The following is a 24,761-nucleotide window of genomic DNA, read 5'->3' on the forward strand; positions in this document are numbered from 1 at the left end:
TTGCCGTTGGCGGGGCCCGGGGCGTAACCTTGGCCCGGGCCAGCGGTTGCAACCCCGGGCCCCGGCTGGCCGTCTAGCGTATTCTGCCCCTTTGCTGCCCCTGCCTGCCCGATGCCCGCCCCTGCCAAACTTCACCAGTTCGTTTACGTCAGCGACGCCACGGGGCCCCTGACGGTGGAAGCGTTGCAACTGCTGCTGCGCAAGGCGCGGGCCTACAACCACGCCCACCACGTCACCGGCCTGCTGTTTTACAGCGACGGGGCCGGCGAAAACAGCGCCGGCGCGTTCCTGCAAATCCTGGAGGGCCCCGAGGACGTGCTCCGCGGCCTGGTGTCGAACATCCGGCTCGACACGCGCAACGTGCGGGTTCGGGTGCTGGCCGACGGGCCCGTGGCCGAGCGCTTGTTCCCCGAGTGGGCCATGGGCTTCGTGGCCGTGGTGCCGCCCGACCTCGACCGCCTCACCGACTACCTCCGCGGGCAGTGGGGCGCTGCTTCGCTGCCCCGCGCCCAAACCATGAGCCCCGAGCTGCGGCAGCGCATGCAGGCAGTGCTGGACGAGTACCCCGTGTGGCCCCACTTCCTGGAGTAACGGTGCCCGGCCAGCCGGCCCCGGCTGGTGCGGGCCGGCGCTTGGCGTAGGTTTGAACCCATGAAGCACCTACTCGCCGCCCTGCTTTTCGCGCTGCCCGGGGCCCCGGCTTTTGCCCAGGCCCCGGCTTTGCCGCCGCTGCACGCCCAGGGCCCCCAAATAGTGGACGCGGCCGGCCGCGCGGTGCGCCTGCGCGGCGTGAACGTGGGCGGCTGGCTGCTCCAGGAAAGCTACATGCTGCGCACCGACTCGCTGGGCTCGCAGGGCCGCATCAAGCGGGCGCTGCTGCGCACCCTGCCCGAGGCCGCCGTCGAGCAGTTCTACGCCGATTACCGGGCCAGCTACGTCACGCAGGCCGACATCAACTTTCTGGCCGACCAGGGCTTTAACTGCGTGCGGGTGCCGTTTCACTACGACCTGCTGCTGACGTCCGCCCAGCGCCACGCCCGCAACCAGGCCCTGGCCACCGGCAACGTGGCCGCCTACGTGCAGGCCCTGGCCGGCTACTACGACCGCAACGAGCTGTTCACGAGCCCCGACCAGGCCCCCGGCTTTGCCCTGCTCGACGACGTAATCCAGTGGTGCGCGGCGCGGAATATGTACGTGGTGCTGGACCTGCACGCCGCCCTCGTTGTTCCCGGCACCGTGCCCGCCGCCGACTACGACCTGGGCCGCAACGGCCAGGCGTACTTCGATATCTACGCCGAAAAAACCGAGGGCCTGCAAGCCCCCGACCCCAACGCCGGCGGGGCCTGTCGCAACGACGGCGTGGACCTCAGCGCCAACCCCGCCGGCCCCGGCTTCGTGGTGAACCACACCGCCGCCGGCGAGTGGCTGAGCTACGCGGTGAGCATTGCCAAACCGGGACTCTACGCGGTGCGCCTGCGCGCCGCCAACCCCACGCCCCGCCCCGTTCGCCTCGCCCTGACGCTCGACGGGGCCCCGCTCGGGACCTTTGAATTATCGGGCAACGTGCCCGCCACCGACTGGCCCCTGCGGCCCGCCGCCCCGGGCCCCCTGGGGCTGCCCGCCGGCCCCCACACCCTGCGCCTGACGGTGAACGACGCCGGCCCCGTGCTGGGCAGCCTCAGCTTCGAAGCGGCTCACTAAGTGGGATATTAAGAGCCTAGCCGAACAGGTACTTGCTATTCCGACGAAGGAGGAATCTGGGTAAAACCAGTGAAAGACCGTTCTTGAATTCCTCCTTTGTTGGAACGACAAGTACTTGTTTAAATAAGCGCTGGGCAGTTGTGCAAAAGAAAACCAGTTGTCAGTTGTTGGTGATGACGAACGGAAGCCCGACCACTAAAAACCAATGCTCTCCATTGCCTTTGCCCCGTGCTACGCCCACCCGCTGCCGGCCGCCCACCGCTTCCCCATGCTGAAGTACGAGCTGCTGCCCCAGCAGCTGCTGCACGAAGGCACGGCCACGCCCGCCGATTTCTTCGTGCCCGTGCCCCCGCCCGACGCCGACATCCTGCGGGTGCACGACGCCGGCTACTACGAGCGCCTGCGCCGCGGCCAGCTCACGCGGCCGGAAGAGCGGGCCACCGGCTTCCCGTGGTCGCCGGAGCTATTCGCGCGCGAAGTCACCATCCTGGGCGGCACCATTGAGTGCGCCCGCCGGGCCCTGGCCCACGGCGTGGCCCTGAACATCGCCGGTGGCACCCACCACGCCTTCCGCGCCCGGGGCGAAGGCTTTTGCCTGCTCAACGACCAGGCGGCGGGCGCGGCCTGGCTGCTGGCCCACGGGCTGGCCAAGCAGGTGTTGATAGTGGATTTGGACGTGCACCAGGGCAACGGCACGGCCGCCATCTTCCAGGGCGAGCCCCGCGTGTTCACGTTCTCAATGCACGGGGCCCGTAACTACCCCGCCCGCAAGGAAGCCTCCGACCTCGACCTGCCCCTGCCCGACGGCACCGCCGACGCCGAGTACCTCGCCCTGCTGGCCGAAACCCTGCCCCGCCTGCTGGCCGAAGTGCGCCCCGATTTCGTGTTCTACCTGGCCGGCGTCGACGTGCTGGCCACCGACAAGCTCGGCCACCTGGCCCTGAGCCGCGACGGCTGCCGCCGGCGCGACGAGCTGGTGCTCGGCCTCTGCCACGCCCGGGGCCTACCCGTGGCCGTGGGCATGGGCGGCGGTTACTCCGCCCGCATCGCCGACATCGTGGAAGCCCACGCCAACACGTTTCGGGCGGCGGCGGCGCTGTGGGGTTGAAAATGGGCCCCGGGAAACGGGCCAGTCAGGGCCCCGGCGGCTCGGCGGCTACGCAAGTAGCCCGCTGTGCCGCTCGTCGTGTACCTTGCGGCATGACTCTTTCCCGCTCATCGCGCCGATTGGCGCTGGCCGCCAGCGTTTTCCTGGCCGCTACCGGCGCCGCCGCGGCCCAAACCATGCCGAATGCTTACCAGGTCGTGCACACGCCCGATTCGGCCAAGGTGTACACCTACGTCGAGCAGATGCCGCACGTGCCGGGTGGGGGCGGCTCGGCAGCCATCGTGGCGGCCATTCAGGCGCGGGTGGTGCCCACGGGCGGTTGCAGCGGCCGGGTATTCGCCTCGTTCATCGTGGGGCCTAGCGGGGTGGTGCGCGATGCCAAAATCATTAAAGGACTGGGCGCGAGTTGCAGCGAAGCCGTGCTGACGGCCATCCACCAGCTACCGCGCTTCGAGCCGGGTCGACAAAACGGGCGGCCGGTGTCGGTCATTTTCACTGTGCCAATTACTTTCCGGTAAGGGCAAAAGCCCCTTTACGGGCCGCCGGGGCCCTCAGCTTGGCCAAATAACCAGCTGCCACCGAAACGCCCAGCGCCAGCGCAGCTCGTACTTCGTGAGGCCGGCCCGGGCCAGCAGCCGCACCCAATCGGCGCGGCGGAAGGCGCGGGCCACCGACAGCGGCGCGTCGTGCCGCACCAGGTACGAGCCGCCCAGCAGCCGCGTCAGGGCCCAGATGCTGCCGTAGGCCAGCCAGTGCCGGTGCAGGTCGTTGACGACCACCGCCACCCGCGCCTGCCGGGCCCACTGCCGCAGCAGGCCCACCAGCTCGTCGTCGCCGAAGTGGTGGCAGAACAGGCTGCACGTCAGCACGTCGTAGGGCTGGGCCTGAAATTCGGCCGAAAAAATATCGAATTGCCGGTAGCTGATTTCCGGGTAGTCGGCGCTTTTGGCGCGGGCGTAGTCCAGCATGAAAGCATTAGCGTCGATGCCCGTCAGTTCCACCGCTACGCCGTTTTTGCGGGCCCAGCGGGCCACGTGGCGCAGCGTGTCGCCGCCGCCGCTGCCCAGGTCGGCCACGCGCAGGGCCCGGCCGGCGGGGTAGCGGGGCCGCAGCCGGGCCAGCGCGTCCAGCACCGGGCGGTAGCCGCCCAGCCAGGTGTTGATGACGGCCAGCTCGTCGAGGTTGCGGCGCAACTCGTCCGAGGCCAGCGTCAGGTCGTCCATCAGCTCGGGGCCCGGCGCGCGTTCAGCCAGCATGCGGGCGGGCGTCAGCGGGTGGGGCCGGCCAACGGCTGGCCGGGGCGCGGTGGGCGGGGCTACGTGGCGGCATCTTCCAGGAGCAGGGTTTCCCGGTGCCGCTTGGCCGCCGCGGGCCGTTCGGTGCTCACGGCAATTTCCAGCAGCATGGCTTCCAGCGTCAGGCCCGGGCCGAAGGCGAAGCTGAGCACCGGGGCCCCGTGGTCGGCGGGGGTGGCGGCGGCCAGCACGTCGCGCAGCACAAACAGCACCGTGGCCGACGACATGTTGCCGTAGTCGCGCAGCACGCGGTAGGCAAAGCGGTTGTCGTCGGGCGTCAAGTCCAGGGCCTGCTCGATGGTTTCCAGGATTTTACGCCCGCCGGGGTGAATGGCGAAGTGGTGGATGTCGGCCCGCTCCACCGGCAGCGTCGCCAGCAGCTGCTCCGTGAGCCGCCCGATGCCGCGCTGAATCAGCTTGGGCACGTAGCTGCTCAGCGTCATCTCAAACCCGAAGTCGTTGATGTGCCAGGCCATGTCGGCGTGGCCGTCGGGCTCCAACCCGCAGTGGAACGCCGCCAGCGCTAGGCTGGGGGCCCCGTCGGGCAGCGGCCCGGCCTGCACCAAGCAGGCCGCCGCGCCGTCGCCAAACAGGGCGTTGCTGACGAGGTGGTCGTCCTCGGCGCTCTTCTGGAAGTGCAGCGTGCACAGCTCCACGCTCACCACCAGCACGCGGGCGGCGGGGTCGGCGCGGCAGGCGTCGTCGGCCAGCTTCAGGGCGTTCACGGCGGCGTAACAGCCCATGAAGTTCACGCAGGTGCGTCGCACGGCGGCGGGCAGGCCCAGGGCCTGCACCAGCTCAATGTCGAGCCCCGGCGCGTACATGCCCGTGCAGCTCACCGTGATGAGGTGGGTGATGCTGGCCAGGCCCACGCCCGGCACCTGGCGGCGGCAGTCGGCCACCGCGGCCAGGGCCAGGGGCAGGGCCTCGCGGCGGTACACGGCCATGCGCTGGCCCACGCTGGGGAAGGGCTCCAGGCCGGGCGTGTTCGGAAAAAACGTGTACTCCCCGTCGGGCCGGCCGTAGTCGGGCAGCACCGAGTAGCGCTGCGCAATGCCCGACACCCGGTACAGGGCCCGCAGCCGGCGCGCCTCGGCGTCGCCAAACTGGAGGGCCCGGGCCATAAAGTCGGCGATGTGCTGCTGGGCGATGCAGTGCGGCGGGTTGGCGGTGCCGATGGCCCCTAAATAGCTAGTCATTGGGCGCAGTTTACGCAAAATACGACGTGCGCGGGGGGAAAAGATTTTGGCCGGGGCCCTTTAGCAGAATATGGCCTAAAATGCCGCGCCGTGGGTGCGCCGCATCAGGGCCCGCACGGCCCCCGGCCAGTGGCGCAGGGCCCCCACCGCGGCCTCGCTCAGCACCGGCCCGCCAAACAAGCCCTGCACCGCCCGGCCCACCCGCAGCCGGGCCCCGAACTGCGCCTGCCAGGCCCCGGCGTAGGCCGTTTCCATCCCGGCGCGGCCGGTTTTTTCGGCCAAAAAATCGTGGGCGGCGGCGCTGGCCAGCGCCGCCCCGTGCAGGGCCATGGCCATGCCGTTGCCGCACAGGGGCGTGATGAGCCCGGCCGCGTCGCCGCACATCAGCACGTGCTGCTCCACGGGCTGCTTCGGGGCGAAGGAAATTTCGTTGATGACCTCCGGCTGCGGGTACAAAAACTCGGCCTCGTGGAAAATGGCCCGCAGGTGCGGGTTGCGGTGCAGCACGGCCGCCTCCATCGCCGCCACGGTGCCGCCGTGGGCCTTCAGGTTCTGGCGCGTGGTGAGGTAGCAGAAGCACAGCTTGTCGCCCTCGATGGCCGAAATGCCCGCGTAGCCGTCGCGGAAGTTGTGCAGGGCAATCACGTCGCGGGCGTGGCCCGGCAGGCGCAGGTGGTACTTCACCCCGAGGTAGGGCGAGCGCTGCCGAAAAAACGGCCGCGCCAGCTGGCGGTCCAGGTTGGCGCGTTTGCCGTAGGCCCCCAGCACCACGCGCGGGGCCAGCGTGCGGCCGTCGGCCAGGGCCACCGCGTGGCGGCCGGCGGCCGCGTCGAAGGCCACGCCGGCCACCGTGGCGGGCAGGTAAAACTGCACGCCCGCGGCCAGGGCCCGGCGGTACAAAAACTCGTCCAGCGCGTAGCGGCTCACCCCGAAGCCGCCCAGGTCCAGGGGGCTGCGCAGCACGCGCCCGGCCGGCGACGACAGCTCGAACCGGCCAATGGCGGCCGGGCCCAGCGGGGCGGGGTCGGCCCCGAGGCGGGCCAGGTAGGGCCGCACCTCGTTGCTCACGTACTCGCCGCACACCCGGTGGAAGGGGTAGGGGCGGCGCTCGGCCACGGCCACCGCGTGGCCGCGCCCGGCCAGGTCGAGGGCCGCCGCCAGCCCGGCCAGGCCCCCGCCGATGATGAGAACGTCCACTTAGCTCGTCGGTAAAAAGTGTTGACCAACCGTGAAAAGGTTAGATTCCGTCGGTAATAATAGCTTTTTCGTCAACAACATAGGTGTTTTAGATTATCTTTGTCAACTAAAATCAATTCCCACCGTTAATCCAATCGGCTCGCCGCTGCTTCACATGCGCCGGGCCGGTTTGCTACCCTGAATCCTTATATGATGCCACGCCTACTTACCCTTTCCTTCTTCATCGCCTTGGCTACCGGCAGCTTGGCCAGCGGCCTGGCCCGGCCGGTGGTGCCCGGCGCGGCCGTGCGCACCGCCATCGTGCAGGCGCGCCCCAGCACCGACGACAAAACGCTGGTGGTGTACCCCAACCCCAGCACCGGTATCGTGCACCTCACCATCAACGGCCAGGAAGGCCGCCGCGTCGAGCTGCAAGTGCTGAACGTCATCGGCTCGGTGATATACCGCGAAACGATGACCGACCTCAACGACCGGGTAACCAAAGTGCTTGATTTGAGCCGTTTCGCCAACGGCCTGTACTACGTGAAGCTGGAAGGCAGCGGCGCCAACCAAATGTGCAAATTGGTCATTCACTAGCGGCTCAACGACCAGGCGGCCGGGTTTTGTATCGAACCAAACAATAAAAAAGCAGCCCCCGGGCTGCTTTTTTTGTGGGTAGCAACCGCAGCGCTACGAGTTGCGCACCGGCACGGGCACCAGCTCGGGGCGGGGGGCGCGGGCAGCGCGGCGGGCAACCAGGGCAGCAGCGCCCAATAGGCCAAGAAGGAGGGGTAACATAGCTGGAGATGAATAAATGTTCAAATAAGCAACCGGCCCCGCCACGGGGCCAGTTTGGATTGCAAGTACAACTGCGGGGGCCGCGGTTAAGTTGTTTGGGCGGCGTATAACATTCGGGCCTTGCTTGTTAAGGAATCGAAATTTGTGGGCCAGGCCCGCGAATACTTGCACTACGGTGCGCCGCAACTCGCCCAACGACGGCGAGGCGAGCTACGGACTGGCCATGCGCGGCGGCGAAGGCTCAGCGTACCTGCACGTGGTGGTGCTTGATCATGCGGTAGATGGTGGACTTGCCCACGCCCAGGCGGTCGGCGGTGGCCAGCACGTCGCCGCCCAGCTCGTCGAGGCATTCCTGCACCAGGCGGTTGGCTTGCTCGCGCAGGGTGAGCGACTGGGCCGCCGCCCCGGCCGCCGCGGCCGGCGAGCGCAGCGACAAGTCGGGGCTGCGAATCAGGTCGCCTTCGGCCAGCACGGCCCCCAGCTCCACCACGGCCTTCAGCTCGCGCACGTTGCCGGGAAACGGGTGGGCCAGCAGGCGCTGCTGGGCGTCTTCGCCGAGGTGGCGCGCGGGCAGGTTGTTGCGCTGGCAAAAGGTCTGCACGAAGGCTTCGGCGAGCAGCAGCACGTCGGTGCCGCGCTCGCGCAGCGGCGGTAGCGTGATGGGCAGGCCCAGCAGGCGGTAGTACAGGTCTTCGCGGAAGCGCCCGGCCCGCACCTCGGTCAGCAAATCGTGGTGGGTGGCCACCACCAGGCGCACGTCGAAGGCCACGCGCTGGCGGCCGCCCACCCGCACCAGCTCGCGCTCTTGCAGCACCCGCAGCAGCTTGGCTTGCAGGCCCAGCTCCAGGTCGGCCACCTCGTCGAGGAACAGCGTGCCGCCGTCGGCTTCCTCAAACCGGCCCACGCGCCGCGTCACGGCCCCGGTGAAGGCCCCTTTTTCGTGCCCGAACAGCTCGCTCTCCAGCAATTCGCGCGGAATGGCGGCCATGTTCACGGCCACGAACGGCCGGCCCGCCCGCTCCGAGCGGGCGTGGATGGCCTGGGCCACCAGCTCCTTGCCGGTGCCGGTTTCGCCGCTCACGCTCACCGTGATGGTGGTGCGGGCCGCTTTGCCAATCAACTCTTGCAGGCGCAGCATGGTGGGGTGCGCGCCCAGAATGGGGGCGCTGTTGCCGAGGTCGCGGGCGTCGAGCTGCAGGCGCAGCTGCTCGTTTTCGCGGCGCAGGCGCACCTGCTGGCGCACCTTGCCCAGCAGGCTCCACAGCCGCTCGCCGGTGGAGGCGTCCTTCACGAGGTAGTCGTAGGCCCCCTGGCGCAGCAGGGCCACGGCCGTGGCCACGTCTTCCTGCCCCGAAATGACGACGACGGCGGCCTGCGGGGCCCGTTCGCGCAGCTGGCGCAGGGTGTGCTCCCCGTCGCTGTCGGGCAGGGAGTAGTCGAGGGTGACGACATCGGGCGTCTCCTTGGCCATTTGCTCCAGGCACTCGCGGGCCGTGCCGAAGCGCCGCACGTGGTGGTCGGGGTTGCGCCCCAGCTGGTGCAGCAGCAGCTCGCCGTACCATTCGTTGTCTTCTACGATAAATATGTTTAAAGGAAGAGGTGCTTCCATATAAGCGGAGGAAATAAAGCGTAAGCCGACGTCGCATAGCCCGCGTCGGGCAAATAGAAAAAATGAGGAATATTATTGAAATAATTATACTTTAGAATTTCATGAGATTTAGGTTAAAATTTGCTAAAAAGACTTACCTACGCCAAAATTAACCCTTTGGATTGCGTTAATAAAAATAATTTCAATTGTTTTTAATGAACCCTTTCCCAATTTAGGAATAAAAATCCCAAATCGGTTTTAATTTTAGCGATATCCTAGAAGCATTAATTATTTATTATGTGATTATCAATAACTTATAGGTTTTTTGAGGAAATGGACGACTGATTGTAAAGCGTGGTATCAACCATACCAGAATTTATCGTCGCATCTCTACTTTCTCGGCCAATCATGTACTATTCCAATTCAACGTCCGCTTTTACTCGCCAACGGCTGGTGTGCGTACTGGTGCTGCTGCTTGCCTCCGCGACGCATGCGTGGGCCAGCGCTTTTTATTCTAACAATGTTGTGGGGCAGAGCAATTCGTCCTTGCCGCTAAACAACGTGCTGGGCCTGCTGTCCACGTCGTCGGTAGTGAACGCGAACAACGCGGCCGACGCCGACCTGAGCAACTACGCCACGCTGGTGAACGGCCTGGTAACGAATCCTTTCCTGCGCCTCGGCCTGAGCGGCGCGGGGCAGCCCGGCGACCGCGCCGGGGTGCTGCTGGCCCCCGTGAAAGCCGTGCTTGGCGTTACCAGCCTGAACCTGGCCGGCGGCGTCATCATCACCACCTACCTGGGCGGCACCCAGCAAGAAGCGCAAGTGGTGTCGGCCAGCGTACTGGCCGCGGCCCTCACCCAGACCAACCCCAGCGCGCTGGAGTTCATCGCCAGCAAGGCGTTCGACCAGGTGCAGGTGGCCATCACGGGGGCCGGCGTGGGCAGCGACTTGCGCCTGTACTACGCTTACTCCGTGTCGTCGCTGACGCGGCCCACCGCCAAGGGCCTCGTGTCGGAATTTCCGGCCGGCACCACCGACCTGACGCCTTATTACAGCACGGCCGGCACCGGCACCGACGGCCTGAGCGTGTGCGTGAACACGGGCGTCACCAACCCGCAAAACGCCGTGAGCAACAGCCCCACGGACTACGCCCAGTTCAACAGCCTGGTCGGCGTGTCGTGCCCGTCCACGCTGCGCGTGAACCTGGCCGGCGGCACCCAGGTGCCGGCGGGCTACTACGCCGGCTTTGTGGTGGGCGGCGCGGGCCTGCTCGACGCCAGCGCCCTGTCGGGGCTGCGCCTGAGCACGTCGCTGAACGGCGTGCCCACCGGCGATTCCTTCACCGGGGTGGGCGTGCTGGAGCTGAAGCTGCTGCCCGACGGCAAGCAGGAAATCAGCTTTCCCTCGACGAAACCTTTTAACCAGGTAACCATCAGCCGGGCCTCGCTCCTGAGCGTGCTCGACAACTTGCAGCTGTACTACGGGTTTGGGGTGGAGCCCGCGGCCTTCACGGCCACCACCAACGTGCTGTCGAAATTTGCCAGCCCGGCCGGCCAGTACCAGGTGTTCACGGGCGGCGACGCCATCACGGCCGTGCCGTTGAACGCCTGCGGCACGGTGACCATTAACGGCGACGGCTCGACGAGCAACTGCGGCGTGACCAACCCGCAAAACGCGGCCAACAGCGGCACCACTTCCCCGGCCATGATCGGCCAAACGGTAGGCCTGAACACCGACACCGCCCTGCGCCTCAACCTCAACAACCCCGACCCCACCGGTACCAACCCCGCCGGGGCCGCGGGCAGCCGCGCCGGCATGGTGGTGGGCATGGGCAGCGGCCTGCTCGACGCCAGCTCCCTGGCCAAGATGACGGTGTCGACCTACGACAAAAACGGTAAGCTGCTCGAAAGCGCGTCGGGGGCCTCGCTGCTGAGCCTCGACCTGCTGCCCAACGGCCGCCAGGAAATCTCCTTCAATACCACTCAGTCCTTTGCTTCTGTGCAGCTCACGGCCGCCTCCGGGCTGGCCCTGTCCAGCAACCTGTCGATTTACAACGCCTTCGCCGACAACCGCGGCAGCGGGTTGCCCACCATCATTCTGCCCCTGCCAGTGGTGCTCACGGCCTTTGCCGGCCACCGCACCGCCACCGGAGCCGACCTGAACTGGGCCACCGCTTCGGAACACAACAGCAGCTTGTTTGTGGTGGAGCGCCGCGCCGGCACCACCGGCGAATTCCAGGCCGTGGGGCAGGTCGCCGCCGCCGGCACCAGCACCGCCCCCATCCGCTACCAGTACGCCGACGCCAGCGCCGCGTCGCTGACCGCATCGGTGCTCTACTACCGCCTGCGCCAGGTGGACATCGACGGCACCACGGCGTACTCGCCGGTGGTGGCCCTCGCGGCCGGGGCCCTGGCCCAAGCCGCTGGCAGCCTGCAAGTGTACCCCAACCCCGCGCCGGCTTCGGCCGCCGTTTCGCTGCGCTGCGACGCCGCCACCGCGGGCGGTACGGCCATTATTTACTCCGAGCTGGGCCAGCTGGTGCGCCAGCTGCCCCTGCCCACCGAAGCTGGCGCGGCCCTCACGCTGCCCACGCTGCCCGGCGGCCTCTACCACGTGGTGGTGCGCGACGGGGCCGGCCACCAAGTGGCTGCCCAGCGCCTGGTGGTGGCCCAGTAGCCGCCCCCGCCGCAAATGCCACGGGGCCCGGCCGACAGTCAGTCGGCCGGGCCCCGTGCGTTGGGCCCCCCGGGCGAAATAAAGAGCCAAAGCTACGGTGCCCGGGCCCGGGGGCGCAACCGGCCGGCGGCCGACAAAAAATTATGGGCCGCCGCTATTCGGAAAAAATCGGGGTGGGTGTAATTAACCCGCCCGATTTCAAGGCTTAAAAAAACCTGAATTCTTGGGCGGAAAAAAATTTAACGTTACGAAACCGTTGCGGGGCACAAAACTGTCGTAATTTTGCCCCATGATTCGCCCCAATCATCACCTGACGAAGTGCGAAACGCTGCCACAAGCCGTTCGGTGCGAGGGCCAACCGGTCGTTGATTTTGGCGTTTTTTCTGGTTTTTACTCCGCTACCGTTTCGGTTTTCCGAAACGGTTTTTTTATGCCCGTGCGGCTCCACTTTTAATTAAAATAGGCTCCTGCCGCTCCCCTCGTTTCTCATTTTATGGATGCCAACACGCTTGCCCCAAAAGTAGCCGCCGCTACCATCGCCTCGGCCCCCACCGGCAACCGTGACCTGAGCACCGACTCGAAGACTTCGATTGGTACCTGGGTTTCCACGAGCAGAACGAAGTGCAGCAGCACTCGGGTGCCGGCGTGGGCATGGCCCGCGTGGCCCAGTTCATCCTCGGCCAGACGGGCATCCGCGACTGCGTGCCGTTCCTCATCAACCGCGAGAACGTTATCTAGTTGACCCGCTGAAGCGAGCCGCCCGGTGCAAGCCGGGCGGCTTTACTTTTGGGGCCACTCACTCCTTATTCGCTTTTGTGCAACAACTGATTACCCGCGTTCAAGCCGTCAATTCACTGCTCTGCGTGGGCCTCGACCCCGTGGGCGACGATGCCCAAGCGGCCGCCCGCTTGCGCGAGGTAGTGGCCGAAACCCACGCCTACGCGGCGGCTTTCAAGCCAAATCTGGCTTTTTTTCTGAGCCGGGAAGACGGTGTGGCGCTGCTAAAAAGCACCATCCAGGGCATTCCAGCCGATATTCCGGTGATTCTGGACGGTAAGTTTGGCGACATTGCCAACACCGCCGACCACTATGCCCGCTTCGCCTACGACGTGGTGGGGGCCCACGGCGTGACCGTGAACCCCTACATGGGCGACGACGCCATCCGGCCCTTCGCCCGGCCCGGCAAGTTGGTGTTTTCGCTGGCCAAAACCTCCAACAAGCCCGCCCACAACCTGCAAGACCAGGCCCTGGCCCACGGCGGCCACCTCAGCGACTTGGCCGCCCAGGTGGCCCGGCAGCTCGACGAGGAGCTGCCCGAGGCCATCATCGGCCTCGTGGTGGGCGCCACCGAGCCCATGGCCATGGCCCGCGTACGGGCCGCCTGCCCGCGGCAGTGGTTCCTGGTGCCCGGCATCGGGGCCCAGGGCGGCGACCTGGCCGCCACGCTCAAGGCCGGCCTGCGCAAAGACGGCAGCGGCGTGCTCATCAACGCATCGCGCAGCATCTGGCAAGCGGCCAATGCCGGCAAGGCGGCGCAGGAGCTGCGTGACCAGATTAATGAATTTCGTGTGATAAAGGCTTGATCGAAGCTTTTCTACAAATGCATTGCACCGGGGAACCTCACCCCCGGCCCCTCTCCAAAAGAGAGGGGTGCCAGTACCTGAATCGTTGAACGCACCCCTCTCTTTTGGAGAGGGGCCGGGGGTGAGGTTCCCCGGACGCAGTGATTGAATCACGCAATAACCATGACCCTAACCCTCACCCCCGACCTGCCCGCCGCCGAAGTGGCCACTATTCTGGAAGCGCAGTTGCGCCAGGAAGATGCGCTGCTGAGTGGCCACTTTAAGTTGTCGTCGGGCCTGCACTCGGATACCTACGTGCAGTGCGCCCGCTTTTTGCGGCGGCCCGAGCTGGCGGCCCCGGCCATGGCCGTGCTGGCGGCGCAGCTGCGGGCGGCTGGCCTGGTGCCCGATACCGTGGTGGGCCCCGCCATGGGCGGCGTGGTGGTGAGCTACGAGCTGGCCCGCCAGCTGGGCGTGCCCTCCCTTTTTACGGAGCGCGACGCGCAGGGCGAAATGACTTTGCGGCGCGGCTTCACGCTGCGGCCGGGCGAGCGGGTAATCATTGCGGAAGACGTAGTTACGACCGGCAAGAGCACCTTGGAAGTAGCGCGGGTTTTGGGCGAGATGGGGGTGGAAGTTTTGGCGGTGGCCTCATTAATTGACCGGACGGGTGGTGCGGTGAAGCTCCCGTTCCCGAACTTTGCGCTGTTGGCGGTGAACGCCGCCGTGTTTGACGCCGACCACATTCCGGCGCATTTGGCTGGAGTGCCGGCCGTGAAGCCAGGCAGCCGGCCCGAGAAAGCCGCTTAGATTCAATTGCTTGGGAAGGCAGCTTTTTAGCGAGGACTTATGACTTTGACGGATTTGGAACCGACCACCCATACCATCCAACTCACCCTCAAACCGGGCCAGCACGACGGCGATGGCCACCGGGTGGCGGCCGCCGCGGCGCGCCACCTGGGCCTGGCCACCGGCCGCGTGCGCACCGCCGCCCGCTACACGGTGCGCTACGGGGCCCTCAGCACGGAGCAATTGCGCGCCTTTGCCACCCGCTGCCTCGCCGACCCGGTTTTGCACGACGTAACCCTGAACGAAGCCGTGGCCCCAGTGCCCGGCTTTGCTGCTTACATCCTGGTGGCCAGGGGCCCCGGCGTGACCGACGACGAGGGCACCAGCGCCCAGAACGCGCTGGCCGACTTCCTGAACGAGCCGATGGACACGCGCACGCAGCACATTTTCAGCAAGCGCCTGTACTTGCTGGAGCACGACCTGCCCACCACCGACCTGCGCCGCTTGGCCGAGGAGCTGCTGGGCAACAAGATGATCAACCGCTTCGAGGTGGGCCGCGTGGCCGACGGCATCCGCGACTACACGCCGCGGCCCGGCGGCGGCGCGGAAGCTATTACAGAGACGATTTCGCTCAACGGTCTCAGCGATGGGGCCCTGGTGCAGCTCTCGAAGGACAATATCTACGCGCTGAACCTGGAGGAAATGCGCGCCGTGCGCGATTACTACGCTTCGGCCGAAACACAGGCCACGCGCCGCGCCCAGGGCCTGCCCGCCGACCCCACCGATTGCGAGCTGGAAATTATCGCCCAAACGTGGTCGGAGCACTGCAAGCACAAGGAGTTCAGCGCCGTTATCAATTACCGCGATTTGGCGACGGGGGAGGAGAAGCAGATTGACTCGCTCTTCAAAACCTACATTAAGGACGCTACTTCGGAAGTGGACCGCCAGCTGCGTGCCAACGGCAACGACTGGCTCATTAAAGTGTTCAGCGACAACGCGGGGGCCGTGCGCATTAACGCCGACTCGCTGTTTGTGTGGAAGGTGGAAACCCACAACTCGCCCTCGGCCATCGACCCCTACGGCGGGGCCATCACCGGCATTTTGGGCAACAACCGCGACCCGCTGGCCACCGGCATCGGCGGGGCCCGGCTGCTGTTCAACACCAACGTGCTCTGCTTCGGCAACCCCGCCTACGACGGGCCCCTGCTGACCGGCCAGCTGCACCCGCGCCGCATTCTGGAAGGCGTGCGCAAGGGCATCGAGGACGGCGGCAACAAGTCGGGCGTGCCCACGGTGAACGGCGCCATCGTGTTTGACGACCGCTACCGCGGCAAGCCGCTGGTGTACTGCGGCACCGGCGCCGTGATGCCGATGCAGTTCGCGGGCCTCGACTCGTGGGAGAAAAAGATTGACGCCGGCGACCGGATTGTGATGGCCGGCGGCCGCGTGGGCAAGGACGGCATCCACGGCGCCACGTTCTCCAGCATCGAGCTGGACGAAAGTGCCCCCGCCACGGCCGTGCAAATCGGCTCGCCCATCACCCAAAAGCTGGCGATGGACTTCCTGCTGATTGCCGCCCGCCGGGGCCTGCTCAAGTGCAGCACCGACAACGGCGCGGGCGGCTTGTCGTCGTCCGTGGGCGAGCTGGCCGGCATCAGTGGCGGTGCGGTGGTGGAGCTGGAAAAAGTGCCTTTGAAATATCCGGGCTTGCGGCCCTGGGAGATTTTCGTGAGCGAGTCGCAGGAGCGGTTTACGCTGGTGGTGGAGCCCGCCCGCCTGGCCGAGCTGCTGGCGCTGGGCCAGGAAATGGAGGTGGAGCTGACCGACATCGGCCACTTCACCAACGACGGCTCGCTGGACGTGAACTTCGACGGGCAGCCCGTGGCGCGCCTCGCGCTGGCGTTTTTGCACGACGGCGTGCCGCGCAAAACGCTGGAAGCCGAGTACGAAAAACTCGCGGCCACTGAGCCGAAAATCCCGGGTCTGCGCGACTACACCGGCACGCTGCGCCAGTTGCTGGGGGCCCTGAATATCTGCTCGCGCGAATCGGTTATCCGGCAGTACGACCACGAGGTGAAGGGCCGCACGATTGTGAAGCCGCTGATGGGCGCCACCGGCCAGGCCCCGCAGGACGCGGCCGTGGTGCGCTTCAACTTCGAGAGCTGGGAGGGCGTGGCCGTGAGCAACGGCATTTTGCCCCGCTACGGCGACCTGGACGCTTACCAGATGTCGGCTGGCTCGTTCGACGAGGCCGTGCGCCAGATTATTGCCGTGGGCGGCAAGCTGCCCAACCTCACGCCGGGCGACAATATTTTCTGGTCGGTGAACGACAACTTCTGTGTGCCCGATTCGGTGTACGACCCCGCCATCAACCCCGACGGCAAGCAGAAACTGGCTAAGCTGGTGCAGATGTGCGAGGCCCTGCGCGACGCCACGGCCGCCTACTGCATCCCGCTCACGAGCGGCAAGGACAGCATGAAGAACGACTTCAAGGCCGACGGCGTGAAGATTTCCGTGCCGCCTACTGTACTTTACTCCATGACGGCGAAGATGGAGGACGTGCGCCGCGCCATCACCTCTGATTTTAAGGAAGCCGGCGACGTCATCTACCTGCTGGGCGAAACCTACGATGAGCTGGGCGGCTCCGAGTTCTACGCCCTGCACGGCGAACTGGGGGCCCAGGTGCCCCGGGTGCGCTTCGCGGAAGCCAAGGCGCTCTACACCCTCATCGGCCAGGCCAACGACGGGGCTCTCATCCAATCGTGCCACGACCTGAGCGACGGCGGTCTCGCCGTGGCGCTGGCCGAGGCCACGTTCGGGTACGGCTGCGGCGCTTCGGTGGAGCTGCCCGAAACCGCGTTGCCGTTGGCCACGCAGCTGTTTTCGGAGTCGCACTCGCGCTTCGTGGCCACCGTGGCTCCGGCCGATGTGTTGGCCTTTGAGGCGCTAATGGGCGGCCGTGCCACGCGCCTGGGCGTCGTCACCGACGACGGCCAACTGACCGTGCGCTACGCCGGCCAAACGGTCATTGGGGCCCCCACCACTGCGCTGCGGCACACCTGGTCAAATGGGCCTGTTAATCAATTGCTTGGCGTGGACGAGCTAGCAGGCTTCGGCGAGTCGACCGGGCACTAATGGCACAAACTGCTGGCGCTTCGGCCCAAAACCCCAATCAGATGGCACAAGACTCGCAGAAGCTAGTACATAAAGTTCAATTACCGGCACAAGATGGCGCCGTGCGGGCCCTCGTGCTCACCGGCTTCGGTATCAACTGCGAAGAGGAAATTGCGGCCGCCTACCGGCTCGCCGGGGCCCAGGCCACCATCGTGCACCTCAACCAAGTGCTGCACGGCGCGGTGAGCATCCACGACTTCGACGTGCTGACCTTCCCCGGCGGGTTCTCGTTCGGCGACGACCTGGGTTCGGGCGTGGTGCTGGCCAACAAGCTGCGCTACCGCCAGACGGGCCCCGGCGGCCGCACGCTGCTCGATGACCTCAAGCAGTTCGTGGCCGACGGCAAGTTCGTGCTCGGCATCTGCAACGGCTTCCAGGTGCTGGTGAAGCTGGGCCTGCTGCCCAACCTGGGCGGCGACGTGACGCCCGAAGTGACCTTGACGCACAACGCCTCGGGCCGCTACGAGGACCGCTGGGTGCGCCTGCGCGTTAATCCATTGTCAAAAACGCCTTTCCTCAAGGGCCTCGACGTGCTGGAGGTGCCCGTGCGCCACGGCGAAGGCCGCCTCGTGGTGCCCGACGCCGCCACCCGGGGGGCCCTGGAAGCGGCCGGCCTCAACTGCCTCTCCTATATAGATGCGGCCGGCGACGGCACCAGCGAATACCCGCACAACCCCAACGGCGCCGACCTCAACTGCGCCGGCCTCACCGACCCCACCGGGCAGGTGTTTGGCCTGATGCCGCACCCCGAGGCGTTCCTCTCGGCCTTCAACCACCCCGACTGGGCCCGCCGCCGCCGCCAAAACCCGGGGGCCCCGGAAGAGGGGGAGGGGCTGCAGATTTTCAGGAATATTGTGGAGCACATCGCTCAAAAGCATTCAGTTTTGGCCAGCTAAGTCTTCATGAACACTCTTTCGTCTTTCGATACCCCCCAGCTCCAACTGCTGCACCGCGGCAAAGTCCGCGACAGCCTCCGGGCCCCGTCGGGTGACCGCCTCATCGTCGTGACGGACCGCCTTTCGGCATTCGATTCGGTGCTTGAAACGGCCATCCCGCACAAGGGCGCGGTGCTGAACGGCCTGGCGGATTTCTGGTTTGCCAAAACCGCGCACATCATCCCCAACCACGTGCTGAAGCTGGTGGACGCCAACGCCATGCTGGTGAAGGAAGCGCAGCCAATTAAGGTGGAAATGGTGGTGCGCCAGTACCTGACGGGTTCGATGTGGCGCGGCTACCAGGCCGGCCAGCGCACGTTTTCGGGCGTGACGGTGCCCGACGGGCTCACTCAAAACCAGGCCTTCCCGCAAGCCATTCTGACGCCTACTACCAAGGAGGAGTCCGACCGCGAAATTACCCCCGAAAACCTCGTGAGCGAGGGCTGGGTGAGCAAGGAGCTGTACGACCAGATGGGCGAGAAGTCGCTGGCCCTGTTCGCTTTAGGCTCGCAGCTGCTTGCCGAGAAGGGCATCATCCTGGTTGATACCAAGTACGAGTTCGGCTTGCTCGACGACCAGCTGATTCTCATCGACGAGATGCACACGCCGGACTCGTCGCGCTTCTGGGCGGCCGACGACTACGCAGCCAACCCGCTCACTGCTACGCAGATGGACAAAGAATACGTGCGCCAGTGGCTGATTGCCAACAAGAAAGACGGCCAGTACCCCCGCGCCCTCACCCCGGAAGTGGCCCAGGAAGCCAGCCGCCGCTACCTCGACATTTACCAGCGCATCACCGGCCAGGCCCTGCCCACGGCGGAAACTGCTGAAGCCGGCGCTCCCGACTCGGACCGCCAGGATGCCCGCGCCCGCCTGGTGGCCAACCTGGTGCAAGCCGGTATCATGAAGGACGCTTAGGTGAGCAGCGTGATGTGCCCGCCGTGGAAGGATAATGCCGAGCTGGTTATGAACTTGAATTCGTTGGTCGTCGTGCCTTCGGACACACCCAACCTTACCGTGGTGCACTTCGACCGCCGCCCAGGCCGCCCTCAGGGCCCTCAACACGCCGCGTTTGCGCGAGCGCCTGCGCCAGGATATCGCCGCTACCAAAGCCAAGCTGCGGGCCGCTGACGCGGAGCTGAAGGCGCTGTAAGCGTTAGTGACCTGACTCAGGAAGGGGCTTTTCATTGTTATTGTTGAAATGCTTATGTCACCTATTGAAGTGCAGAAGATGGTCAATAACAATGAAAACTGGGCCGATGTCCGCAGTCGCTTTCTAACAAATTTTCCACCGAGTTTTCACACTGATAAAGAAGTTGAATTGCTTAATCTATGTCGGGCATCGAAGCAATTGCGGCAGCTAATCCCATTTATTAGCTTAGGGCGCTTGGGATTATGGCGTTATGATGCCTACGAAAGAGGACTTGCGGATGACTTTGTATGCCTGTATTATTATGATTTTCAATATGTTGCTTCTGATATCAGTAATGATAAAAAACGATTTTTTGACACTTCAGAAGCCGTTATAACCTTTGTCAAGCAGCATATAAACGACGAAAATCCATTCCAATAAATCATTTTTAAACCTGCTTGCCTTCACTTCCAATCGAGAAAGAAACAGGTATAGAATCCACTGAACCTACGCCTTTGAAACCCATCATTCTCCTCGGTTCCGGGGCCCGCGAGCACGCCATGGCCGCCAAGCTGACCCGCGACGGCGCGTCGGTGCAGGTGGTGCCCGGCAACGCCGGCATCCCCAACAGTCACCCCGGCCTCGACCCGCTCGACTTTGCGGCGCTGGAAGCTTATGCCCGGCACCAGGGCGTGCGGCTGATTGTGGTGGGCCCCGAGGCGCCGCTGGCCGCCGGCGTGGCCGACTACTTCGCCGGCTCCGACATTAAGGTGTTTGGGCCGACCAAGGCGGGGGCCCTGCTGGAAAGCTCCAAGGTGTGGAGCAAGGACTTCATGCGGCGCCACGGCGTGGCCACGGCTCAGGCCTGGCCGTTTCGCAGCGACGAAGTGGATGCCGCCCGCGCCAAGGCCGCCGAGTTGGGTGGCCAGGTGGTGGTGAAGTACGACGGCCTGGCCGCCGGCAAGGGCGTGTACGTGTGCGGCTCGCCGGCCGAGGCCACCGCGGCGCTCGACGACTTGCAGGCGCACTACACCGGCTGGTATTCCTTCCTGCTGGAAGAACGGCTCACGGGCCCCGAAATAAGCATCATCGGCCTCACCGATGGCCACGAGATGAAGCTGCTGGCCACCTCGCAAGACCACAAGCAGCTGCTGGCGGGTGATGAGGGCCCCAACACCGGCGGCATGGGCGCCTATTGCCCGGTGCCGTTTGCCGACGACAACGTGCTGGCCGACATTCGGCGCGACATCGTGGAGCCCACCCTGCGCGGGCTGCAAAACGAGCAGTTCGAGTTCCGCGGCTTCCTCTATTTCGGCATCATGCTGACGCCCACGGGCCCCAAGCTGCTCGAATACAACGTGCGCCTTGGCGACCCCGAGGCCGAAGTGCTGCTGCCCGCCATGGACAGCAGCCTGCTGGCCCTGATTGAGGCGACGCTCGACGGCAGCCTGGCCCGCCAGGTGGTGCGGCAGCGGCCGGGGGCCTACGTGGGCGTCGTGCTGGCCTCGGGCGGCTACCCGGCCAGCGGCTTTCCCACGGGCTTCCCCATCACGGGACTGGATAATCTGCCGGCGGGCGTGGAGGCTTTCCACGGCGCTACCAGGCGGGGCGCTGATGGCCAGTTGGTTACCAACGGCGGACGGGTGCTGGTGCTCAGCGCCCAGGGCCCCACGCTGGCCGCCGCCACGGCCCTCGCCTACGAGGCTGCGGCGCTGGTTAGTTTCCAGGACAAATACGTGCGGCCCGACATTGCCCAGCGCCCGGCGCCGGTGCTAACCCAACGCGCCGTAAATTGAAGCTCGAACCCGCTGCCATGACGCCGACCTCGCCGCAGTACGACCGCCGCCCGTCCCCCGCCGCTCCCGCCGGGGGCCCCGCGCCCGGGGCCCCCGCCAAAGCGCGGCTGGCCATTCTACTCTCGGGCCGCGGCTCCAACATGCTGGCCGTGGTGCGCGCTACCCAAACCGGCCCGCTGCGCGACCTAGCGGAGGTGGCCGTAGTGTTCAGTAACAAGCCCGACGCGCCCGGCCTCGAAGCCGCTGGGGCCCTGGGCTGCCCTACCGCAGCACTGCCCAGCCAGGGCCGCAAGCGGGCCGAATTCGACGCCGAAGCCGCCGCGCTGCTCCAGCAGTACCGGCCCGATTTTGTGGTGCTGGCGGGCTACATGCGCATCTTGTCGCCGGCCTTCATCCAGCCGTTTGCGGGGCGCATCATCAACATTCATCCCGCCGACACGCACCAGCACCAGGGCCTGCACGCCTACGAATGGGCGTTTGATAACCACCTGCCGGCGACCAAAATCACCGTGCACCTCGTGGACGAAGGCCTCGATACAGGCCGCATCCTCGCCCAGCAAACGGTGGACCTGCGCGGGGCCGATACGCTGGACGAAGTGGAGCGCCGCGGCCTGGCCGTGGAGCACGAACTGTATGCCGAAACGCTGGCGGAGTTAATTAAAAATTATGAATTAAAAATTAAAAATGAATTGACGGGTTAATTAATTCCGACCCTGTTGCAATTCATTTTTATGATTTAATGCGCCAAATTTTTAATTTTTAATTCATAACTCATAATTAAAAAGCATATGTGCGGAATAGTAGGTTTTCACGGTCCCGATAACGTCGTCGCCGACATGATCATCGGCCTCACCGCCCTCCAGCACCGGGGGCAGGACGCAGCCGGCATCGCCACGTTCGACGATTCGTTTCACCTGCACAAGGGGCAGGGGCTGGTGAACGACGTGTTCAAGCCCAAGCACATCAAGAAGCTGAAGGGCCACACCGGCATCGGGCACGTGCGCTACACCACGCAGGGGGCCAACGATTCCGACCTGGCCCAGCCCTTCACCACCAGCTACCCGTTCGGGCTGGCGATGGTACACAACGGCAACGTCATCAACTTCCGCGACGTGGCCAAGCGCCTGCACGACCACTACCACGTGCTGCCCAAAACCACCAACGACTTGGAACTCATCATGTACACCTTCGCCTCGGAGCTGCGCGTGAAGGACCTGGACCACATTTCGGTGGTGGACATTTTTGATGCCGTGGAAACCACCCAGGCCCTGGTGGAGGGGGCCTACGCCACCATCACCATGATTGCCGGGCACGGCCTGCTGGCCTTCACCGACCCGCTGGGCATCCGGCCGTTGGTGCTGGGCCGGCGCGACACGCCCGAGGGCCCCGTGTTCGCCTTCGTGTCGGAGAGCACCTGCTTTGATTATCTGGACTTTGAATTCATCGAAAACGTGGGCCCCGGCCAGGCCATTTTCATCGACAACAACTTCCACGTTCACTACAAGAATCCCTACGCGCTGCCCAAGAATTTCTGCGCCTTCGAGCAGATTTATTTCGCCCGCGAAGACTCCGTAATTCACGGCCGCCTGGTGGCCCGCGAGCGGGTGCGCCTGGGCAAGCTGCTGGCCCGCAAGGTGGCCGACGCCGGCCTGAAACCCGACATGGTGATTGACGTGCCCAGCAGCGGCTACTTCGCCGCCTCCGGCCTGGCCGAGGCCATCGGCGTGCCCTACCGCCGGGCCCTGGTGAAAAACAACCACATGGGCCGCTCGTTCATCGTGCCCACCCAGGCCGGGCGCGAGGACGTGGTGAAGAAAAAGCTGAACCCCATCCGCGACTTCGTGCGCGGCAAAAAGGTGGCCGTGGTGGACGACAGCATCGTGCGCGGCACCACGTCGCGGCGCATCGTGCGGCTGCTGCGCGAGGCGGGGGCCCTGGAGGTGTACTTCATTTCGAGCGCGCCGCCCATCGTGTCGCCCTGCATCTACGGCATCGACATGGCCATGAGCACCGAGCTGATTGCCGCCAACTATTCGGAGGACGAAATCTGCCGCTACATCGAGGCCGACCGGGTGATTTACCAGGACCTGGCCGACTTGGAGCAGCTCTTCGCCGAGGAGCGCGGCCACGGTGGCTCGTGCTTCGCCTGCTTCTCGGGCAAGTACCCCACCGGCGACGTGACGCACTACCTGCGCCACATCCAGGAGGAGCGCCAAAGCCACCGCGGCGACAAGAAAGAGAAAAAGGCAGTAAGCGCCTCGGTGAGCGCCAAGGCCCCCGAGCCCACGGAGCACTAGCGGCCCATGAAACCGGCGAATTTATTCCTGCTGCTGCTTGGGCTGAGCCTAGCATTTTCCGCAAAATCGCAGGTAGCCCCTTTGCCTGATGAGCTGGTTAAAGTGAAAACACCTAGTATAGATATAGCAGAAACTCTCCGCCATTCTGCTAATCCTAGATATATGGTGTTGGAGCGTGTTACGCATGCCTACCATCAACCTGCTGATACCGCTAGTGGACGGTATTTTAAGTTGTGGCCTGGTACGAAAGTTTACATCCGGGATTGGGCTCCGGACGGCCTGCTGATTGACTTGGGATTCGGCAGCGGCGAAAAGTATTATTTGCCAAATAATTCAGTAAAAGGTCTTCGGGTCTTTGTTGAAATTTAGAACACTTTCTTGAGCTTAATCCCCCTTTCTATTCCTTCGCCAACAGCTTGGAAAATCGGGTAATTACTATGAGCAACCCCTCCGAAAACCCCGCCGGCTACTCCATTGAAGAAGGCAACGCCGCCTCGCGCAACGCCTACGGCTGGGCCAAGAAAACCTTCGCTAACCGCACCGGCCTGCCCGGCGAGCCCGCCCAGGACCTGGACGGTGGCTTCTCGAACGAAATCCGGTTCGGGGCCGAGCGCCTGGGCATCAGCTCCGACGGCATCGGGACCAAGATTGAGGTGGCCGAGCGCCTGAACCGCTACGACACGCTGGGCTACGACCTCATCGCCATGACGGCCGACGACCTCATCGCCGCCGGCTTTGTGCCCACCAACCTGTCGAACATCATCGACGTGAACCACCTCGACTACGGCGTGGTGGACCAGCTGATGCGCGGCCTGCACGACGCGGCCAACTTCGCCAAAATCGCCATCACGGGCGGCGAGATTGCCGAGCTGGGCAACCGCATCGGCGGCTGGGCCGGGGCCCAGATGAACTTCAACTGGTGCTCTACGGCCATCGGCGTGCTGCACCCCCGCCTGGCCCAGCCCCTGAGCGGCAAAACCGCCCGGGCCGGCCACGCGGTGGTGGCCCTGCGCTCGCCCTCGTTCCGCTCCAACGGCTACTCGCTGGCCCGCAAAACCCTGCAAAAGCTGTTCGGCGACAACTGGCACGAGGCCCCCTACGACGGCCCCGACGCCGCCGAATTCCCCACTTGGGGCGACGCCATGCTGGCGCCCTCGCTCATCTACTCGCCCGGCATCGCGGCCCTGCTCGACGCCGGCTTGCCGCTGCACGGCGTGGCCCACATCACCGGCGGCGGCGTGGCCGACAACTTCCAGCGCGTCCTCAAAAACGGCCTGGGGGCCCTGTTGGATAACCTGTTTGCGCCGCTGCCCGCCATGCAGCGCCTCTGCGAAGTGGGCGGCATCAGCCCCGAAACCGCCTACCTCTACTGGAACATGGGCACCGGTATGCTCGTCGTGACCGAAGCCGCCAGCGCCGCCGCCGTGGTGGCCGCCCTGCAAGCCAGCGGCTACGATGCCCAAGTGGCCGGCCACCTCACCGCCGAAGCCGGCGTGACGCTGCGCGTGGGGCCCCTGGAGTTGCGGTATGCATAA

At 65.3% G+C, this 24,761-nt stretch carries 21 protein-coding genes; 17 read left to right on the plus strand and 4 right to left on the minus strand.

Annotation, left to right across the window (positions count from 1 at the left end; translation table 11 throughout):
- Positions 1-111 precede the first annotated feature (111 nt).
- The 4 genes from HNP98_RS05640 (at position 112) to HNP98_RS05655 (ending at position 3,327) form a co-directional block, all read left to right on the plus strand.
- Positions 112-591, plus strand: a complete 480-nt coding sequence (locus HNP98_RS05640) for a BLUF domain-containing protein (RefSeq protein ID WP_173809070.1) — start codon at positions 112-114, stop codon at positions 589-591.
- 60 nt (positions 592-651) lie between these two features.
- Complete coding sequence (locus HNP98_RS05645) at positions 652-1,701, plus strand: cellulase family glycosylhydrolase (protein WP_173809071.1); 1,050 nt, start codon at positions 652-654, stop codon at positions 1,699-1,701.
- A 205-nt stretch (positions 1,702-1,906) separates the two neighbouring features.
- Positions 1,907-2,809, plus strand: coding sequence for a histone deacetylase family protein (locus tag HNP98_RS05650; protein WP_173809072.1), 903 nt, complete (start codon positions 1,907-1,909; stop codon positions 2,807-2,809).
- Between the two features lie 92 nt (positions 2,810-2,901).
- Positions 2,902-3,327: an energy transducer TonB gene (locus tag HNP98_RS05655; RefSeq protein WP_173809073.1), complete on the plus strand. Its 426-nt coding sequence runs from the start codon at positions 2,902-2,904 to the stop codon at positions 3,325-3,327.
- Positions 3,328-3,360: 33 nt separating this feature from the next.
- On the opposite strand, the gene HNP98_RS05660 is transcribed toward HNP98_RS05655, so the two are convergent.
- The 3 genes from HNP98_RS05660 to HNP98_RS05670 form a co-directional block, all read right to left on the minus strand.
- A complete protein-coding gene (locus tag HNP98_RS05660; RefSeq protein WP_173809074.1) occupies positions 3,361-4,065 on the minus strand; it encodes a methyltransferase domain-containing protein in 705 nt (234 codons plus the stop codon).
- A 59-nt stretch (positions 4,066-4,124) separates the two neighbouring features.
- Complete coding sequence (locus tag HNP98_RS05665) at positions 4,125-5,303, minus strand: type III polyketide synthase (protein WP_173809075.1); 1,179 nt, start codon at positions 5,301-5,303, stop codon at positions 4,125-4,127.
- 75 nt (positions 5,304-5,378) lie between these two features.
- Positions 5,379-6,500 (minus strand): NAD(P)/FAD-dependent oxidoreductase, encoded by a 1,122-nt coding sequence (locus HNP98_RS05670; protein WP_173809076.1) that lies wholly within the window; start codon positions 6,498-6,500, stop codon positions 5,379-5,381.
- A gap of 189 nt (positions 6,501-6,689) precedes the next feature.
- On the opposite strand from HNP98_RS05670, the gene HNP98_RS05675 reads away from it, so the two are divergent.
- Positions 6,690-7,076, plus strand: coding sequence for a T9SS type A sorting domain-containing protein (locus HNP98_RS05675; RefSeq protein WP_173809077.1), 387 nt, complete (start codon positions 6,690-6,692; stop codon positions 7,074-7,076).
- Positions 7,077-7,518: 442 nt separating this feature from the next.
- Here the strand turns inward: HNP98_RS05675 and HNP98_RS05680 are convergent, their stop codons facing one another.
- On the minus strand, positions 7,519-8,886 hold the full coding sequence (locus tag HNP98_RS05680; protein WP_173809078.1) for a sigma-54-dependent transcriptional regulator: 1,368 nt from the start codon (positions 8,884-8,886) through the stop codon (positions 7,519-7,521).
- A gap of 387 nt (positions 8,887-9,273) precedes the next feature.
- On the opposite strand from HNP98_RS05680, the gene HNP98_RS05685 reads away from it, so the two are divergent.
- The 12 genes from HNP98_RS05685 (at position 9,274) to HNP98_RS05745 (ending at position 24,761) form a co-directional block, all read left to right on the plus strand.
- On the plus strand, positions 9,274-11,541 hold the full coding sequence (locus tag HNP98_RS05685; RefSeq protein ID WP_173809079.1) for a T9SS type A sorting domain-containing protein: 2,268 nt from the start codon (positions 9,274-9,276) through the stop codon (positions 11,539-11,541).
- An 815-nt stretch (positions 11,542-12,356) separates the two neighbouring features.
- Positions 12,357-13,124 carry an orotidine-5'-phosphate decarboxylase gene (gene pyrF, locus HNP98_RS05695; protein ID WP_173809080.1) on the plus strand — a complete coding sequence of 256 codons (768 nt, stop codon included), beginning with the start codon at positions 12,357-12,359 and terminating at the stop codon, positions 13,122-13,124.
- A gap of 162 nt (positions 13,125-13,286) precedes the next feature.
- Complete coding sequence (pyrE, locus tag HNP98_RS05700; protein WP_173809081.1) at positions 13,287-13,913, plus strand: orotate phosphoribosyltransferase; 627 nt, start codon at positions 13,287-13,289, stop codon at positions 13,911-13,913.
- 39 nt (positions 13,914-13,952) lie between these two features.
- On the plus strand, positions 13,953-17,027 hold the full coding sequence (locus HNP98_RS05705) for a phosphoribosylformylglycinamidine synthase subunit PurL (protein WP_246274993.1): 3,075 nt from the start codon (positions 13,953-13,955) through the stop codon (positions 17,025-17,027).
- Between the two features lie 101 nt (positions 17,028-17,128).
- Positions 17,129-17,962, plus strand: coding sequence for a phosphoribosylformylglycinamidine synthase subunit PurQ (locus HNP98_RS05710; RefSeq protein ID WP_217425661.1), 834 nt, complete (start codon positions 17,129-17,131; stop codon positions 17,960-17,962).
- A gap of 6 nt (positions 17,963-17,968) precedes the next feature.
- Entirely contained in the window at positions 17,969-18,919 is a 951-nt protein-coding gene (locus HNP98_RS05715) for a phosphoribosylaminoimidazolesuccinocarboxamide synthase (protein ID WP_173809083.1), read from the plus strand.
- 289 nt (positions 18,920-19,208) lie between these two features.
- A complete protein-coding gene (locus HNP98_RS05720) occupies positions 19,209-19,574 on the plus strand; it encodes a hypothetical protein (RefSeq protein ID WP_173809084.1) in 366 nt (121 codons plus the stop codon).
- Positions 19,575-19,648: 74 nt separating this feature from the next.
- Complete coding sequence (gene purD, locus HNP98_RS05725) at positions 19,649-20,929, plus strand: phosphoribosylamine--glycine ligase (protein ID WP_173809085.1); 1,281 nt, start codon at positions 19,649-19,651, stop codon at positions 20,927-20,929.
- Positions 20,926-21,630, plus strand: coding sequence for a phosphoribosylglycinamide formyltransferase (gene purN / locus HNP98_RS05730; protein ID WP_246274994.1), 705 nt, complete (start codon positions 20,926-20,928; stop codon positions 21,628-21,630). The genes purD and purN overlap by 4 nt, the downstream gene beginning before the upstream one ends.
- Positions 21,631-21,717: 87 nt before the next feature.
- Positions 21,718-23,226: an amidophosphoribosyltransferase gene (gene purF / locus HNP98_RS05735; RefSeq protein WP_173809086.1), complete on the plus strand. Its 1,509-nt coding sequence runs from the start codon at positions 21,718-21,720 to the stop codon at positions 23,224-23,226.
- Positions 23,227-23,232: 6 nt separating this feature from the next.
- Positions 23,233-23,595, plus strand: a complete 363-nt coding sequence (locus tag HNP98_RS05740; protein ID WP_173809087.1) for a hypothetical protein — start codon at positions 23,233-23,235, stop codon at positions 23,593-23,595.
- Positions 23,596-23,663: 68 nt separating this feature from the next.
- Positions 23,664-24,761 (plus strand): AIR synthase-related protein, encoded by a 1,098-nt coding sequence (locus HNP98_RS05745; protein ID WP_173809088.1) that lies wholly within the window; start codon positions 23,664-23,666, stop codon positions 24,759-24,761.

Origin of the sequence: Hymenobacter caeli (assembly GCF_013294115.1) — a bacterium.
Taxonomy (GTDB): domain Bacteria; phylum Bacteroidota; class Bacteroidia; order Cytophagales; family Hymenobacteraceae; genus Hymenobacter; species Hymenobacter caeli.

Coding starts and splice junctions, on each gene's coding strand:
- HNP98_RS05640 (WP_173809070.1), top strand. CDS start 112: ATGCCCGCCCCTGCCAAACTTCACCAGTTCGTTTACGTCAGCGACGCC.
- HNP98_RS05645 (WP_173809071.1), top strand. CDS start 652: ATGAAGCACCTACTCGCCGCCCTGCTTTTCGCGCTGCCCGGGGCCCCG.
- HNP98_RS05650 (WP_173809072.1), top strand. CDS start 1,907: ATGCTCTCCATTGCCTTTGCCCCGTGCTACGCCCACCCGCTGCCGGCC.
- HNP98_RS05655 (WP_173809073.1), top strand. CDS start 2,902: ATGACTCTTTCCCGCTCATCGCGCCGATTGGCGCTGGCCGCCAGCGTT.
- HNP98_RS05660 (WP_173809074.1), bottom strand. CDS start 4,065: ATGCTGGCTGAACGCGCGCCGGGCCCCGAGCTGATGGACGACCTGACG.
- HNP98_RS05665 (WP_173809075.1), bottom strand. CDS start 5,303: ATGACTAGCTATTTAGGGGCCATCGGCACCGCCAACCCGCCGCACTGC.
- HNP98_RS05675 (WP_173809077.1), top strand. CDS start 6,690: ATGATGCCACGCCTACTTACCCTTTCCTTCTTCATCGCCTTGGCTACC.
- HNP98_RS05680 (WP_173809078.1), bottom strand. CDS start 8,886: ATGGAAGCACCTCTTCCTTTAAACATATTTATCGTAGAAGACAACGAA.
- HNP98_RS05685 (WP_173809079.1), top strand. CDS start 9,274: ATGTACTATTCCAATTCAACGTCCGCTTTTACTCGCCAACGGCTGGTG.
- pyrE (WP_173809081.1), top strand. CDS start 13,287: ATGACCCTAACCCTCACCCCCGACCTGCCCGCCGCCGAAGTGGCCACT.
- HNP98_RS05705 (WP_246274993.1), top strand. CDS start 13,953: ATGACTTTGACGGATTTGGAACCGACCACCCATACCATCCAACTCACC.
- HNP98_RS05715 (WP_173809083.1), top strand. CDS start 17,969: ATGAACACTCTTTCGTCTTTCGATACCCCCCAGCTCCAACTGCTGCAC.
- HNP98_RS05720 (WP_173809084.1), top strand. CDS start 19,209: ATGTCACCTATTGAAGTGCAGAAGATGGTCAATAACAATGAAAACTGG.
- purF (WP_173809086.1), top strand. CDS start 21,718: ATGTGCGGAATAGTAGGTTTTCACGGTCCCGATAACGTCGTCGCCGAC.
- HNP98_RS05740 (WP_173809087.1), top strand. CDS start 23,233: ATGAAACCGGCGAATTTATTCCTGCTGCTGCTTGGGCTGAGCCTAGCA.
- HNP98_RS05745 (WP_173809088.1), top strand. CDS start 23,664: ATGAGCAACCCCTCCGAAAACCCCGCCGGCTACTCCATTGAAGAAGGC.